At 59.6% G+C, this 15,455-nt stretch carries 16 protein-coding genes and 1 pseudogene; 7 read left to right on the top strand and 10 right to left on the bottom strand.

What is annotated here, in order from left to right; genetic code table 11:
• The first annotated feature begins 228 nt into the window (after positions 1–228).
• The 7 genes and pseudogenes from ACQKP4_RS20910 to ACQKP4_RS20880 all read left to right on the top strand — a co-directional run.
• Positions 229–1,449 carry an aspartate aminotransferase family protein gene (locus ACQKP4_RS20910; protein ID WP_427635518.1) on the top strand — a complete coding sequence of 407 codons (1,221 nt, stop codon included), beginning with the start codon at positions 229–231 and terminating at the stop codon, positions 1,447–1,449.
• A gap of 227 nt (positions 1,450–1,676) precedes the next feature.
• Positions 1,677–2,696, top strand: a complete 1,020-nt coding sequence (gene aruF / locus ACQKP4_RS20905; protein WP_427635517.1) for an arginine/ornithine succinyltransferase subunit alpha — start codon at positions 1,677–1,679, stop codon at positions 2,694–2,696.
• 81 nt (positions 2,697–2,777) lie between these two features.
• Entirely contained in the window at positions 2,778–3,803 is a 1,026-nt protein-coding gene (astA, locus tag ACQKP4_RS20900) for an arginine N-succinyltransferase (RefSeq protein WP_427635516.1), read from the top strand.
• A complete protein-coding gene (gene astD, locus ACQKP4_RS20895) occupies positions 3,800–5,269 on the top strand; it encodes a succinylglutamate-semialdehyde dehydrogenase (protein WP_427635529.1) in 1,470 nt (489 codons plus the stop codon). The genes astA and astD overlap by 4 nt, the downstream gene beginning before the upstream one ends.
• 139 nt (positions 5,270–5,408) lie before the next feature.
• Entirely contained in the window at positions 5,409–6,755 is a 1,347-nt protein-coding gene (gene astB / locus ACQKP4_RS20890) for an N-succinylarginine dihydrolase (protein ID WP_427635515.1), read from the top strand.
• A 20-nt stretch (positions 6,756–6,775) separates the two neighbouring features.
• Complete coding sequence (locus ACQKP4_RS20885; RefSeq protein ID WP_427635514.1) at positions 6,776–7,063, top strand: topoisomerase II; 288 nt, start codon at positions 6,776–6,778, stop codon at positions 7,061–7,063.
• Between the two features lie 11 nt (positions 7,064–7,074).
• Positions 7,075–7,605, top strand: a pseudogene (locus tag ACQKP4_RS20880) (succinylglutamate desuccinylase); the annotation flags it as partial.
• A 46-nt stretch (positions 7,606–7,651) separates the two neighbouring features.
• Here ACQKP4_RS20880 and tolB read toward each other — a convergent pair.
• From tolB to ACQKP4_RS20830, 10 genes are all read right to left on the bottom strand, one after another.
• Positions 7,652–8,932, bottom strand: coding sequence for a Tol-Pal system beta propeller repeat protein TolB (gene tolB, locus ACQKP4_RS20875; protein ID WP_427635528.1), 1,281 nt, complete (start codon positions 8,930–8,932; stop codon positions 7,652–7,654).
• A gap of 17 nt (positions 8,933–8,949) precedes the next feature.
• On the bottom strand, positions 8,950–10,029 hold the full coding sequence (gene tolA, locus ACQKP4_RS20870; protein ID WP_427635513.1) for a cell envelope integrity protein TolA: 1,080 nt from the start codon (positions 10,027–10,029) through the stop codon (positions 8,950–8,952).
• Positions 10,029–10,481: a protein TolR gene (gene tolR, locus ACQKP4_RS20865; protein ID WP_172681793.1), complete on the bottom strand. Its 453-nt coding sequence runs from the start codon at positions 10,479–10,481 to the stop codon at positions 10,029–10,031. The genes tolA and tolR overlap by 1 nt, the downstream gene beginning before the upstream one ends.
• Positions 10,482–10,504: 23 nt before the next feature.
• Entirely contained in the window at positions 10,505–11,200 is a 696-nt protein-coding gene (gene tolQ, locus ACQKP4_RS20860; RefSeq protein WP_178129366.1) for a protein TolQ, read from the bottom strand.
• Positions 11,190–11,657: a tol-pal system-associated acyl-CoA thioesterase gene (gene ybgC / locus ACQKP4_RS20855; RefSeq protein ID WP_427635512.1), complete on the bottom strand. Its 468-nt coding sequence runs from the start codon at positions 11,655–11,657 to the stop codon at positions 11,190–11,192. Before ybgC ends, tolQ begins: the two co-directional genes overlap by 11 nt.
• 126 nt (positions 11,658–11,783) lie before the next feature.
• Entirely contained in the window at positions 11,784–12,845 is a 1,062-nt protein-coding gene (gene ruvB, locus ACQKP4_RS20850; protein WP_007945842.1) for a Holliday junction branch migration DNA helicase RuvB, read from the bottom strand.
• A complete protein-coding gene (ruvA, locus tag ACQKP4_RS20845; RefSeq protein ID WP_309674614.1) occupies positions 12,846–13,463 on the bottom strand; it encodes a Holliday junction branch migration protein RuvA in 618 nt (205 codons plus the stop codon).
• 113 nt (positions 13,464–13,576) lie between these two features.
• Positions 13,577–14,101: a crossover junction endodeoxyribonuclease RuvC gene (gene ruvC, locus ACQKP4_RS20840; RefSeq protein WP_008147379.1), complete on the bottom strand. Its 525-nt coding sequence runs from the start codon at positions 14,099–14,101 to the stop codon at positions 13,577–13,579.
• A gap of 157 nt (positions 14,102–14,258) precedes the next feature.
• Positions 14,259–15,005, bottom strand: coding sequence for a YebC/PmpR family DNA-binding transcriptional regulator (locus ACQKP4_RS20835; RefSeq protein WP_427635511.1), 747 nt, complete (start codon positions 15,003–15,005; stop codon positions 14,259–14,261).
• 120 nt (positions 15,006–15,125) lie between these two features.
• Positions 15,126–15,455: amino acid--tRNA ligase-related protein (locus tag ACQKP4_RS20830; RefSeq protein ID WP_427635510.1), on the bottom strand; the 330-nt coding region annotated here is incomplete at its 5' end.

Below are 15,455 nucleotides of genomic sequence, written 5' to 3'. Positions count from 1 at the left end.
TGCGGTACATATTTACCGCACGGTTCGACAAGCCTGCCCGTAACCTCTGCCTGCGGTTTAAACTGCGCCTTTGCGACGCTATATGTCGCATTGCCGTAAACCCGGCTGAAACCGGGGTTTGCGCTATAAGAAGTTGTCGCTTGGCGGCAAGGCCGGGCTGAAAACTGTCCTTACAAACCCCCCATCGCTCGCCAGTTTCAGGCGGGTGTTCCTTTTCAGGAGACTCCGATGTCCGTTGAGCACGCTGCGGTAGAACGCGCCGATTTCGATCAGGTAATGGTTCCCAACTACGCGCCCGCCGCTTTCATTCCCGTGCGTGGCGCCGGTTCCCGCGTTTGGGACCAGTCTGGCCGCGAGCTGATCGACTTCGCTGGCGGGATCGCCGTTAACGTATTGGGCCACGCACACCCCGCGCTGGTCGGTGCCTTGACCGAGCAGGCGAACAAGCTGTGGCACGTGTCCAACGTGTTCACCAATGAGCCGGCCCTGCGCCTGGCGCATAAGCTGATCGATGCGACCTTCGCCGAGCGCGTGTTCTTCTGCAACTCCGGCGCCGAAGCCAACGAGGCGGCGTTCAAGTTGGCCCGTCGCGTGGCTTTCGATCGTTTCGGTACCGAGAAGTACGAAATCATCGCCGCGTTGAACAGCTTCCACGGCCGCACCCTGTTTACGGTGAACGTCGGTGGCCAGTCGAAGTATTCCGACGGCTTCGGCCCGAAAATCACCGGTATCACCCACGTGCCGTACAACGATCTGGCCGCGCTGAAAGCTGCCATCTCGGACAAGACCTGCGCGGTGGTGCTCGAACCGATTCAGGGCGAGGGCGGCGTGTTGCCGGCCGAGCTGGCTTACCTGCAAGGCGCCCGCGAGCTGTGCACCGAGCACAACGCGCTGCTGGTATTTGACGAAGTGCAAACCGGCATGGGCCGCAGCGGCAAGCTGTTTGCCTACCAGCATTACGGCGTGACCCCGGACATCCTGACCAGCGCGAAAAGCCTGGGCGGTGGTTTCCCGATTGCCGCGATGCTGACCAGCGAAGAGCTGGCCAAACACCTCGTCGTCGGCACCCACGGCACCACGTATGGCGGCAACCCGCTGGCGTGCGCCGTTGCGGAAGCCGTGATCGACGTGATCAACACCCCTGAAGTGTTGGCCGGTGTGAATGCCAAGCACGACAAATTCAAGGCGCGCCTTGAGCAGATCGGCGAGCAGTACGGCATGTTCACTCAGGTGCGTGGCCTGGGCTTGCTGATCGGTTGTGTACTCAGCGATGCCTGGAAAGGCAAAGCGAAAGACATCTTCAACGCCGCCGAACGCGAAGGCCTGATGATTCTGCAAGCCGGCCCGGACGTGGTGCGCTTCGCGCCGAGCCTGGTGGTTGAAGACGCGGACATCGATGCCGGCCTGGATCGTTTCGAACGCGCCGTAGTGAAGTTGACGCAAGCCTGATAGACCCTTCGACGCCTGACGACTCGGGCGTCGATCCAAATTTTTATGCCGGGTTAGATTCAATGTGGGAGCGGGCTTGCTCGCGAAGGCGCCAGGTCAGACAGCAACGATGTCGACTGATACGCCGCCTTCGCGAGCAAGCCCGCTCCCACAGTTGGCTCTGAGTGATCTCAGGACCAACCCGGTTATTTTTTCTTCTGTGAGTTTTTCGAGAAAGGAGTGACACCATGCTGGTGATGCGCCCCGCGCAAATGGCTGATCTGGGCGAGGTACAGCGTCTGGCTGCGGACAGCCCGATTGGTGTCACTTCCTTGCCGGATGACGTTGACCGTCTGAGCGACAAGATCGCCGCAAGCGAAGCCTCGTTTGCCGCCGAAGTCAGTTTCAACGGTGAAGAAAGCTATTTCTTTGTCCTCGAAGACACCGCCACCGGCAAACTGGCCGGCTGCTCGGCAATCGTTGCGTCGGCCGGTTATTCCGAGCCGTTCTACAGTTTTCGTAATGAAACCTTCGTACACGCCTCCCGCGAGCTGAAGATTCATAACAAGATCCACGTGCTCTCGCAGTGCCACGACCTGACCGGCAACAGCTTGCTGACCAGCTTCTACGTGCAACGCGAGCTGGTAGGTTCGCCGTGGGCGGAACTCAATTCCCGTGGCCGCTTGCTGTTTGTCGCCAGCCACCCGGAGCGCTTTGCCGATTCCGTAGTGACCGAGATCGTCGGTTACAGCGATGAAAATGGCGACTCGCCGTTCTGGGACGCCATCGGTCGCAACTTCTTCGACCTCAACTACGCCGAAGCCGAGCGCCTGTGCGGGTTGAAGAGCCGGACGTTTCTCGCCGAGCTGATGCCGCATTACCCGATCTATGTGCCACTGCTGCCGGACACCGCGCAAGAAGCGATGGGCCAGGTGCATCCTCGTGCGCAGATCACCTTCGACATCCTGATGCGCGAAGGTTTCGAGACTGATCATTACATCGATATTTTCGACGGTGGCCCGACCTTGCATGCCCGCGTCACGGGGATCCGTTCGATCGCCCAGAGCCGCGTGGTGCCGGTGAGAATCGGCGAACCGATCAAAGGGATCGGCCGTCAGTACCTAGTGGCCAATGCGCAGTTGCAGGATTACCGCGCCGTGTTGCTCGAGCTCGACTACGCGCCGGGCAAACCCGTGACCCTGGACCTGGAAACGGCCGAAGCACTGGGCGTCGGCGAAGGTGCGAGCGTGCGCCTGGTCGCGGTCTGACGCTGCTGTTATGCCTAGAAAGAATGCCTAGAAAGCTGAGAGTTCCACGGGTGGCGCAAGTGGCCCGTTTGAGGAGATAGCATGATCGTTCGTCCCGTACGCAGCAGCGACTTACCCGCTCTGATCGACCTGGCCCGCAGTACCGGCACCGGTTTGACCACTTTGCCGGCCAATGAAGAACGTCTGGCCCATCGGGTCGGCTGGGCCGAGAAGACCTTTCGCGGCGAAGCCGGGCGGGGCGATGCGGACTACCTGTTCGTGCTCGAAGACGACACGGGCCGCGTGGTGGGTATTTCGGCGGTCGCCGGCGCCGTCGGTCTGCGTGAGCCGTGGTACAACTTTCGGGTCGGCCTGACGGTCAGCGCTTCGCAAGAGTTGAACATCTACCGCGAGATTCCGACGCTGTTCCTGGCCAACGACCTGACCGGTAACTCGGAGTTGTGCTCGCTGTTCCTGCACGCCGATTTCCGTCATGGCCTCAACGGTCGCATGCTGGCCAAGGCGCGGATGCTGTTCATCGCCGAGTTCCCGCAACTGTTCGGCAACAAGATCATTGCCGAGATGCGCGGTGTTTCCGATGAAGCCGGGCGCTCGCCGTTCTGGGAAAGCCTGGGGCGGCACTTCTTCAAGATGGAATTCAGCCAGGCTGACTACCTGACCGGTGTGGGTAACAAGGCGTTCATCGCCGAACTGATGCCGAAATTCCCGTTGTACACCTGCTTCCTGTCCCCGGATGCGCGCAACGTGATCGGCCAGGTTCACCCGGACACCGAGCCGGCGCTGGCGATGCTCAAGAGCGAAGGTTTCAGCTATCAAGGCTACGTCGATATCTTTGACGCCGGCCCGGCGGTCGAGTGCGAAACCGCCAAGATCCGCGCGGTGCGCGACAGCGAGGCCCTGGTATTGGCTATCGGCACACCGGGTGATGACGCCACGCCATTCCTGATTCACAACCGCAAGCGCGAAGAGTGCCGGATCACTGCCGCACCCGCACGCTCCGCCGCCGGTACGTTGGTGGTCGATCCGCTGACCGCCAAACGCCTTCAACTCAACGCCGGCGATCAAGTGCGCGCCGTTCCGTTGTCTGCTGCCCGGGAGTCGAAATAATGAATTCGCTATACATCGCAGGTGAATGGCTGGCCGGCCAGGGTGAAGCCTTTCAATCGCTGAATCCGGTCACCCAGCAAGTGCTGTGGACCGGTGAAGGTGCAACCGTCGCTCAGGTTGAATCGGCCGTGCAAGCGGCGCGTCAGGCGTTTCCGGGCTGGGCCCGTCGCACTCTGGACGAACGCATCAGCGTGTTGGAAGCCTTTGCCGCGGCGTTGAAAAATCACGCGGACGAACTGGCCCGCTGCATCGGCGAAGAAACCGGTAAGCCGTTGTGGGAATCGGCGACTGAAGTCACCAGCATGATCAACAAGATTGCGATCTCGGTGCAAAGCTACCGCGAACGTACCGGCGAGAAGAGCGGCCCGCTGGGCGACGCCACCGCGGTGTTGCGCCACAAGCCACACGGCGTGGTCGCGGTGTTTGGCCCTTACAACTTTCCAGGGCATTTGCCGAACGGTCATATCGTGCCGGCGCTGCTGGCCGGTAACAGCGTGCTGTTCAAACCTAGCGAACTGACGCCGAAAGTCGCCGAGCTGACCGTCAAGTGCTGGATCGAAGCGGGCTTGCCGGCTGGCGTTCTGAACCTGCTGCAAGGCGCTCGGGAAACCGGTATCGCCCTGGCGGCGAATCCGGGCATCGACGGTCTGTTTTTCACCGGTTCCAGCCGCACCGGCAATCATCTGCACCAGCAATTTGCCGGACGTCCGGACAAGATCCTCGCGCTGGAAATGGGTGGCAACAACCCGCTGTTGGTCGACGAAGTGGCGGACGTGGATGCCGCGGTCTACACCATCATTCAGTCGGCGTTCATTTCCGCCGGTCAGCGTTGCACCTGTGCACGTCGTTTGCTGGTGCCGCAAGGCGCTTGGGGCGATGCGCTGCTGGCACGTCTGGTGGCGGTCAGTTCGACGATTGAAGTCGGCGCATTTGATCAGCAGCCGGCACCGTTCATGGGCTCGGTAATTTCCCTCGGTGCTGCGAAAGCATTGATGGATGCGCAAGAGCATTTTCTGGCCAATGGCGCGGTGGCGCTGCTGGAAATGACTCAGCCGCAGGCGCAAGCCGCGTTGCTGACGCCAGGCATTCTGGACGTGACCGCCGTGGCGGATCGTCCTGACGAAGAGCTGTTCGGCCCACTGCTGCAAGTGATCCGCTACGCTGATTTCGAAGCGGCAATCGCTGAAGCCAACGACACAGACTACGGGTTGGCGGCCGGTTTGCTGTCGGACTCCGCAGCGCGTTATCAGCAGTTCTGGCTGGAAAGCCGCGCCGGTATCGTCAACTGGAACAAGCAACTGACGGGGGCTGCGAGCAGCGCGCCATTCGGCGGCGTCGGCGCTTCCGGCAACCATCGCGCCAGTGCGTACTATGCGGCCGATTACTGCGCGTACCCGGTGGCTTCGCTGGAAACTCCGAGCCTGGTGATGCCTGCGGCCCTGACGCCTGGCGTGCGGATGGGGTAACGCCCATTCGCGAGCAAGCCCGCTCCCACAGGGAAATGCATTCCAGTGTGGGAGCGGGCTTGCTCACGAAGGTCGCGCCTCGGTCTTATTGAATTGTTACCTGATGCCTATAACAACAGATTCTCGTGGAGCCTCGCTGATGAAATCCTATGAAGTCAATTTTGACGGTCTAGTGGGGCCGACCCATAACTACGGCGGATTGTCCTACGGCAACGTTGCGTCCCAGAGCAACAGCCAGCAATCGTCGAACCCGAAAGAAGCGGCGCTGCAAGGCCTGGCGAAAATGAAAGCGCTGATGGAAATGGGCTTTCAGCAAGGCGTTCTGGCACCGCAAGAACGTCCTGACGTTGCCGCCCTGCGTCGCCTGGGTTTCAGCGGCACCGACGCGCAAGTGATTGAGCAAGCCGCCAAAGACGCGATGCCGCTGCTGGTCGCCAGTTGCTCGGCGTCGAGCATGTGGGTGGCCAACGCCGCGACGGTCAGCCCGAGCGCCGACACCGCCGACGGTCGCGTGCATTTCACCGCCGCCAACCTGAACTGCAAATACCACCGCAGCATCGAACACCCGACCACCAGCCGCGTGCTGGGCGCGATGTTCGCTGATCAGAAGCACTTCGCCCATCACGCCGCGTTGCCGGCGGTGGCGCAGTTCGGTGACGAAGGCGCGGCGAACCACACGCGTTTTTGCCGTGAATACGGCGAAGCCGGTGTCGAGTTCTTCGTGTTCGGTCGCAGCGCATTCGATAACCGCTACCCGGCACCGCAAAAATACCCGGCGCGCCAGACCCTCGAAGCGTCGCAAGCGGTTGCCCGTTTGCACGGCCTGAGCGATGACGGCGTGGTCTACGCCCAGCAGAACCCTTCGGTGATTGACCAGGGCGTATTCCACAACGACGTGATCGCGGTGGGTAACGGCGAAGTGCTGTTCTACCACGAGGACGCGTTCCTCGACACCGAGCAGATGTTGGCCGAGCTGCACAGCAAACTCGCCAAAGTCGGTGGGAAATTTCAATCGGTCTGCGTACCGCGTTCGGCAGTTACCGTCGAAGACGCTGTTCGCTCCTACTTGTTCAACAGTCAGTTGCTGTCGCGTCCTGACGGTTCGATGCTGCTGATCGTGCCGGAAGAGTGCCGTGGCAACGAGCGCGTCTGGCAATACCTGCAAGGGTTGACCAGCTCCGGCGGGCTGATCCGCGAAGTGAAAGTCTTCGATCTGAAGCAAAGCATGCAGAACGGCGGTGGCCCGGCGTGCCTGCGGCTGCGCGTTGCACTGAATGAAACCGAACTGGCGGCGGTCAATCCAGGCGTTATCATGACCGCACCGTTGTACGGCACGCTGACCGAATGGGTCGACAAGCACTACCGCGACCGCATGACCGAAAACGATCTTGCGGACCCGCAATTGCTGCTTGAATGCCGAGCGGCACTGGATGAACTGACGCAAATCCTTAAACTGGGCGCGGTTTATCCATTCCAGATCAATTGAACGTCGAGAGCGTAAAAGACATGAGCGATACCCTGCAGCTGATCCTTGAAGACACCGACGGCACGCAACTGGAAACCTCCTGCACCCGCGTCGCGGTCCTGTGGCAAGGCAAAGAGCTGTGGATTCAGCAAGACGGCCGCGGCCAGTTGCTGATCGGCGTGGACGTCGAAGAAGGTGACGCTGAATACGCAAACCTGCTGCTGCGCCCATTGGCGACTAATCTGGTAAGTCTGCAACTGGAAATGGAACCGGCTGATGTCGGCGACGAAGACCATGTGCACGGCCCGGATTGCGCACACGACCACTAAGGAAACGCTCTATGCTCGCCCTCGGCAAACTGCTTGAACTGACCCTCGCCGGCCGCGAACCGGCAGAGAAGACTCAACTGACTGTCGAAGGCGTGCGGATGCGCTGGCTGAGTGAAGGTGCGCTGGAAGTGCGGCCACCGGAAGCGCGCGACAACGGCCTGGACCTGCTGCTGTCAGCCGGCATCCATGGCAACGAAACAGCGCCGATCGAGTTGCTTGATCGCCTGTTGCATGACATCGCACGCGGCGATTTGAAGCCGCGCGCCCGTATTCTGTTTCTGTTCGGTAACCCGGAAGCGATTCGCAAGGGCGAGCGTTTCATCGAGCAGGACGTCAATCGACTGTTCAACGGTCGGCACGAACAAAGCAGTGGTTCCGAAGCCCTGCGCGCCTGTGAACTGGAGCGGCTGGCGGCGAGTTTCTTCAGCCTGCCGGACCGCGACCGTCTGCATTACGACCTGCACACCGCGATTCGTGGCTCGAAGATCGAGCAGTTCGCGCTGTATCCGTGGAAAGAAGGCCGTCAGCATTTCCATCGTGAAACTCCTAATGAACCCCAGTGTGTTAAGTAAAACGTAAAGCGCCGCGTCAGTTCAGGAAAGGGGACCAGGACGGTTCTCTGACTTCGCCTTGTGCGGTAGGAAGCGGGAGCCTTACGCGTCCATTGATGGACACGAGCATCAAGACTCCCCGGCCCTGCTGGGCGGTGGCGTAGATTACCATGGTGCCGTTGGGCGCAACAGTGGCTGACTCATCAAGGTTGGTGTCCGTGAGGATTTTTACGCTACCGCGCTGCAAATCCTGAGCCGCCACCCTGAAGTTGGTGAACCCGTCCTGGCGATGGATCATTACCAGGGTTTTTTCATCAGCCGACAATTTCGGAGCGGCGTTGTAGTTACCGATAAAGGTCACTCGCTCTGCACCGCCGCCACCTACGCTGGTCTTGTAGATTTGTGGTTTGCCACCACGGTCGGAGGTGAAGTAGATGGTCGAACCATCTTTACCCCAGAACGGTTCGGTGTTGATGCCCGGGCCGTTAGTGACGCGAGTGATCTGACGGGAACCCATGTTCATCACATAAATATCCGGATTACCGTCTTTCGACAGGACAAACGCCAGGCGATTGCCATCCGGCGACCAGGCTGGTGCGCCATTCAGGCCTTCGAAGTTGGTGATCTGCTCACGGCGACCGGTGTCGATATTCTGCATGAAGATGCGCGGACGCTTCTGCTCGAACGATACGTAAGCGATGCGCTTGCCATCCGGTGCGAAACGCGGCGACAGAATTGGCTCGCGCGATTGCAGCAGGGTCACCGCGCGGGCACCGTCGTAGTCGGAACGTTGCAGCGTGTACCGCGTGTTCTTCTCGGAGAAACGCTCGGCCGTCACGTACAGCAGACGTGTCGAGAACGCACCTTTGATACCGGTGAGTTTTTCGAACGACTGGTCGGAGATGTAGTGCGCCATGTCGCGCAGTTGATCAACCGTACCGGAAACACTGCCTTCGGTTACTTTTTGCTCGGTGGCAACGTTGAACAGCGAGTATTGAACCTGCAGGCGACCGCCCGCTGGAACAATGCTGCCGACCATCACGTACTGGGCGCCCAGCGCCTTGAAGTCACGGAAGATGATTTCGCTGGCCTGGCTCGGCTGGCTGATCATGTTCTGCTTTGGAATCGGCGAGTAGTAACCCGAGTTGCGCAGGTCGTTACCGATGATTTCCGCCATGTCGTCCGGCAGCACGGTGCCGCCCTGGAAGCCAAACGGAACAACCGCGATCGGCGTGGCCCGGTCGCTGCCGCTGGTGACCAGAATGTTTTTTTCATCTGCCGCCGCTATCCCTGCCATGCAGCAGATAACGACAAGCATTCCTCGAAGAAGGTTTCTCACAAGGCTAGATCCTCAGGTGTGAATGTCATCTTGAATGAACGATACGGAGCGAAATCACTCGGCTTCATTCCCTGCATTTCTGTCAAACGTCCAATATTTTTCACCGCCGCGACCGCCGATGCGTCAAACGGACCATCGCCGCTGGACTTGGCCACGCCGACCGAAGTCACCGTACCGTCCGGCAACATGCCGATTTGCAACTCGACCGTCATGCCTTTGCGTGCCGAAGGAGGACGAGCCCAGCCTTCCGCTGCACGAGCACGAATCAAATCATCGAAACTGCCGGCGACTTCGTCACCCTGCTCATCCGCCAAGGCCTGCTGACGCTGCGGCGTGTCGGAAAGCAAATCTGCCAGGGCCTGAGCCTTTTTGTCTTCGGTAGATTTACGTGCCGCATCCTGCGATTTCTTCTTCGCAGCATCGGCAGCAGCTTTCTTCTTCGCATCCTCGGCGACTTTCTTCTTCGCCTCGTCCGCTTCAGCTTTCTTCTTGGCGTCGTCCGCGGCTTTCTTTTTCGCGTCTTCGACAATCTTCTTCTTGGCTTCTTCAGCGGCCGCTTTCTTGGCCTCTTCTTCAGCAGCCTTCTTGGCTTCTTCTTCAGATTTCTTCTTGGCTATATCAGCCAATTGTTTCTCTTCTGCCTTCTTGGCTTCGGCGGTCTTTTTCGCTTCATCGGCTTTCTTGGCTTCATCAGCCTTTTTCGCCTCGTCCGCTTTCTTCGACTCGTCGGCCTTCTTGGCTTCCTCGGCCTTTTGAGCCGCTTCTTCTTTCTTTTGTTCCGCAGCCTTCACCGCTTCCTGCTCGACCTTTTTCTGTTCCATCTGTTCGACTTCGGTCTGGCGCGCGGCGGATTTCTTCGCCTCACCCGCAATCTTCTGATTGGTCTGGGTGGTCGCCTGACTTTTCGATTTCAGCTGGTACAAGGTTGCCTGGACAATCGGCTTGGCCGGCGGCAGCTCTGGTGTGAAGGCGAAACTGACGAACAGCATGCCGAACACCAGCACGTGCAGGACAATCGCCCACACGCTAGGCCAGAAGTAGCTTTCCGAGGCTGTTGGCTCTCGCTGTTGCTGCATCAGGGCGCCTCGGTAATCAAGCCAACATTACCGACCCCGGCTTTCTGCAACCCGCCCATGGCCCCCATGACGGCGCCGTAATCGACGGTCTTGTCGCCACGAATGAAGACCTGGGTGTGCTTGCCGCCTTCGTTGCCGGCGCGAATGATCTTGGTCACGGCGTCGGTCATCTGCGGCAAGGTCATGGCCTTGTCCTGCTGCTTTTCGGTGTCGACTTCGCTGCCAAGGTTCCAGTAGTAGGTCTTGTCAGCCTTGATCGAAATGGTCAGGACCTGGGTGTTGTTGTCCTGCGGCAAGGCTTCGCTGGAAACCTTGGGCAGATCAACTTTCACGCCCTGATTGAGCATCGGCGCGGTCACCATGAAGATGACCAGCAGTACCAGCATCACGTCGATGTAAGGCACTACGTTCATCTCGGCGACCGGCTTGCGCTTTTTGCGAGCTCGAGCGATTAAAGCCATTGGAAATTACCTGCTTATTCTTCGCTGGTGTGCACTTTGCGGTGCAGGATCGCCTGGAATTCATCGGCGAAGGTGTAGTAACGGCTGATCAGCGTTTCGCTGCGAGCGGCAAAACGGTTGTAAGCGATAACGGCGGGGATCGCGGCGAACAGGCCGATCGCGGTCGCAACCAGTGCTTCGGCGATGCCCGGTGCCACAGTGGCCAGGGTCGCTTGTTGCGCTGTGGCCAGACCACGGAAGGAGTTCATGATGCCCCAGACCGTGCCGAACAGACCGATGTACGGGCTGACGGAGCCGACGGTCGCGAGGAACGGCAGGCTTTGCTCAAGCTTTTCTTCTTCGCGGGAAATGGCCACGCGCATCGCCCGGGCGACACCTTCCATGACCGCTTCCGGGTCAACCCCAGGCTGCTGACGCAGACGGGAGAATTCCTTGAAACCGGCGCGGAAGATTTGTTCTACGCCCGAATCCGGATCAGGGTTGCTGCCGGCCTGACGGTACAGTTTGGACAGGTCGATACCGGACCAGAAGCGCTCTTCAAAGCTCTCCAGGGCACGTCGACCGGCGCGCAGCAGGTTGCTGCGCTGAAAAATCATGATCCATGAGGTCACCGATGCGGCTACCAGAATCAGCATTACCAACTGAACCACGACGCTGGCATTGCTGACCAGGCTCCACATGGAGGAATGGTCGACGACGTTAGCTTCCACGCTTTATCTCCTGCTTTGAGTGTGTACCCGCGCCGCTCACGTCGGCAAAGGCCGCACGTAGAGCTTCGGGAATGGCCCGGGGTTTTAAACTGTCAGTGCGCACACAGGCCACCAAAAACTGCCCTTCGCAGAGCAGCACATTATCCGTAGCCCGCCTGACCTGCTGCTTGAAACGCAGGCTGACACGGTTCAATTCGATTACTTCAGCACTTACCAGAAGCTCGTCGTCCAGTCGCGCCGGCGCGTGGTAACGCGCTTCGCTGGAATGCACGACAAACAACAGGTCCTCCCCTGCCAGCTGGGATTGGGCAAAGCCCAGTTCCCGGAGCCGCTCGGTTCGAGCCCGTTCCATAAACTTGAGGTAATTAACGTAATACACGATGCCGCCCGCATCGGTGTCCTCGTAATAAACGCGACAACGATGTGCGAACGGCTCAAGCCCGTTTTGCGCGCGCATACTCTAGTGCTTACTCCTCAGGTTGCCAATCCGGCCAGGCAACTGTTTTTCATTGATTCACGGCTTTCTGGCAAAACTACGGTGCTAGGACCGCACAATGCCCGAAAAATCAGCGCGCAAGATTAATTAATCGTCCACGGCATCGAGGAACTCGTCTACCACGGGCATTTCGCCCATTCGTGACGGAATGTTTAAACCAAAGTGCAGATACGCATGCCGCGTGACCACCCTCCCCCGCGGCGTGCGCATGATGTAGCCCTGCTGGATCAGGTACGGCTCCAGCACGTCTTCAATGGTGTGGCGCTCTTCACTGATCGCCGCCGCCAGGCTGTCGACCCCGACTGGTCCCCCGTCGAACTTCTCGATCATGGTCAACAGCAGGCGCCGGTCCTGATGGTCGAAACCACGTTCATCGACATCGAGCAGATTCAAGGCAAGGTCGGCAATCGGTTTGGTGATGTGGCCCTTGGCACGAACCTCGGCAAAATCGCGCACCCGTCGCAGCAAGCGGTTGGCGATACGCGGCGTGCCTCGGGCGCGGCGGGCGATTTCAAACGCGCCTTCCGGGTCCAGGGGCAAGCCGAGAATGCTCGCCGAACGGCTGACAATCGTTGCCAGGTCGGCGGTGCTGTAGAACTCAAGACGCTGGACGATGCCGAAACGGTCGCGCAACGGGTTGGTCAGCATGCCCGCGCGGGTGGTCGCACCGACCAGGGTGAACGGCGGTAGATCAAGCTTGATCGAACGCGCCGCCGGCCCTTCGCCAATCATGATGTCGAGCTGGAAATCTTCCATGGCCGGGTACAGCACTTCTTCGACAATCGGCGACAACCGATGGATTTCGTCGATGAACAGCACGTCATGAGGTTCGAGATTGGTCAGCAGCGCCGCCAGATCACCCGGACGCTCGAGTACCGGGCCGGAAGTGCTCTTGATCGACACCCCCATTTCCTGGGCAATGATGTTCGCCAGCGTGGTTTTACCCAACCCCGGCGGGCCGAAGATCAGCGTGTGGTCCAGGGATTCGTTACGACCGCGCGCGGCCTGGATGAACAACTCCATTTGCTCGCGAACAGTTGGCTGGCCGATGTATTCGGCCAGGCTGACAGGACGAATCGCCCGGTCCTGGACCTCCTCTCGATCACGAGGGCCCGGCGCAGCGGTAATCAGACGATCAGCTTCAATCACTTAAATCATTCCCTTCAGGGCACGACGAATCATGTCTTCACTGCTCAAACCCTTCTCCTTGATCGCGGAAATCGCCTTGCTGGCTTCCTGCGGCTTGTAGCCCAGGGAAATCAGCGCGCTGACCGCGTCATTTTCGGCGGTAGCGACCGGCGCCGGCGCGTCCGGCCCTCCCGGCTGGTTAGGCACCAGCGCGAACATTGCCGGCACGGTTTCCCACGCCTTGAAGCGGTCCTTGAGTTCGACCAGCAAACGCTCGGCAGTCTTTTTGCCCACGCCCGGCACCTTGGTCAGCGCCGAGGTGTCCTGGGACTGCACGCAGCGCACCAACTCATCGACTTCCAGGCTCGACATCAATGCCAGCGCCAGTTTCGGCCCTACACCATTGAGACGGATCAACTCGCGAAAAAAGTCTCGCTCACGCTTGCTGGCGAAACCATAGAGTAACTGCGCGTCTTCACGTACGACCAAATGGGTGTGCAACGTCAGCGGTTCACCGACCGACGGCAAGCGATACAGCGTGGTCATGGGCACTTCCAGCTCATACCCCAGACCGTTTACATCCAGAATCAGGTGCGGCGGCTGTTTCTCAGCCAGTGTGCCGCGCAAGCGTCCAATCACGTTTCAGATCCTTGAGCGTTGGCCAGGTCGTGCTGGCGACTGACGGAACAAGGGTTTTGTGCCGACAGCACAGGCGCAAAACCCTCATTGCGTAAAAATGACTGCTGATGCTATCAGAGACGCAGGCGTCCGCCACGACTGCGTGCCGTGCCCAGGCCATGCGGCAACAGACTGGAGCGGGTGTGAGCGTGGCAAATGGCGATGGCCAGGGCGTCGGAGGCATCGATTTGCGGTTTGCTGGTGAGTTTCAGCATGTGCATGACCATCATCTGCACCTGCTCTTTATTCGCCGCGCCGGTGCCGGTCACGGCCTGCTTGACCTGGGTCGCGGTGTATTCGGCGATCTCCAGGCTTTCTTCGGCGCCGGCAACAATCGCTGCACCTCGGGCCTGACCCAGTTTCAGCGCAGAATCGGCGTTGCGCGCCATGAAAACCTTTTCGATGCCCATGGTCACCGGGCCGTAGGTCTGGATGACTTCACGCACGCCGCGGTAGACGATTTGCAGACGCTCATGCAGCTCACCGGAACCGGTGCGAATGCAGCCCGACGCCACATAAACGCAACCGCGACCGGTATCGCGCACCACGCCGTAACCGGTGATGCGCGAACCGGGGTCGATACCAAGGATTAAAGTCATAACGCCTGCGGTCAAGGATGAGCAGTGTACTCAATGAAGCGAACAACCAGCGTGGGAGCGGGCTTGCTCGCGAATACGGTTTTACATTCAGCACCTATGTTGCCTGAAAATCCGCTTTCGCGAGCAAGCCCGCTCCCACAAGGGATCTTTGTAACCCTTAGCTTAGCTGTGCGGCCACTGACTCGGGGATATCGGCGTTGGAGTAAACGTTCTGCACGTCATCCAGGTCTTCAAGCATGTCGATCAGCTTGAGCACCTTCTCCGCGCCGTCCAGATCCAGTTCGGCGCTGGTGGTCGGCAACATCACGATTTCCGCGTCATCGCCTTTGAAACCGGCCGCTTCCAATGCGTTACGCACAGAGTAGAAACCGGCAAACGAGGTGAACACATCGATCGAGCCGTCTTCATGGGTGACCACGTCATAGGCGTCGGCTTCCATGGCCGCTTCCATCAAGGCATCTTCATCAACGCCCGGCGCGAAGGAAATCTGCCCCTTGCGCTCGAACAGATAGGCCACGGAACCGTCAGTCCCCAGGTTGCCGCCGCACTTGCTGAACGCATGGCGAACCGCCGCTGCGGTGCGGTTGCGGTTATCGGTCATGCATTCGACCATCACCGCCACGCCGCCCGGGCCGTAGCCTTCGTAGCTGAGTTCGACCATGTCGTCGGTGTCGGCGGCACCGGCACCACGAGCCACCGCGCGGTCAATGATGTCGCGGCTCATGTTGGCGCCGAGGGCTTTGTCCAGCGCCAGGCGCAGACGCGGGTTGGAGCCCGGATCACCACCACCCTGACGGGCCGCAACGGTGAGTTCACGAATCCACTTGGTGAAAATCTTGCCCTTCTTGGCATCCTGACGTTCTTTGCGGTGCTTGATGTTCGCCCACTTGGAATGACCCGCCATATCTCGCTCCGAATTCTCTTTGAAACATTGCCCGCCACACAGGGAGTGTCGGCCAGCAAACAAAAAATCTCGACCTAAAGAAAAGGCGCACCCCGGAAGGATGCGCCTTTGCGGTCAGCCTTACTCAGCCTTTGGCGTTTCGCGCAGACGAATGTGCAGTTCGCGCAATGCCTTGGCATCGACAACACCCGGTGCTTGCGTCATCACGTCGGCAGCACTCTGGGTTTTCGGGAACGCAATCACTTCACGGATCGACTGCGCGCCAGTCATCAGCATCACCAGGCGGTCAAGGCCGAAAGCCAGGCCACCGTGGGGTGGTGCGCCGTATTTCAGGGCGTCGAGCAGGAAGCCGAATTTCTCTTCCTGTTCCGCTTCATTGATACCCAGCAGACGGAACACCGACTGCTGCATTTCCTTGCGGTGGATACGGATCGAACCGCCACCCAACTC

Origin of the sequence: Pseudomonas sp. NPDC086278 (assembly GCF_050280905.1) — a bacterium.
Classification (GTDB): Bacteria; Pseudomonadota; Gammaproteobacteria; order Pseudomonadales; family Pseudomonadaceae; genus Aquipseudomonas.
This window is presented reverse-complemented; position numbering and strand designations above follow the sequence as displayed.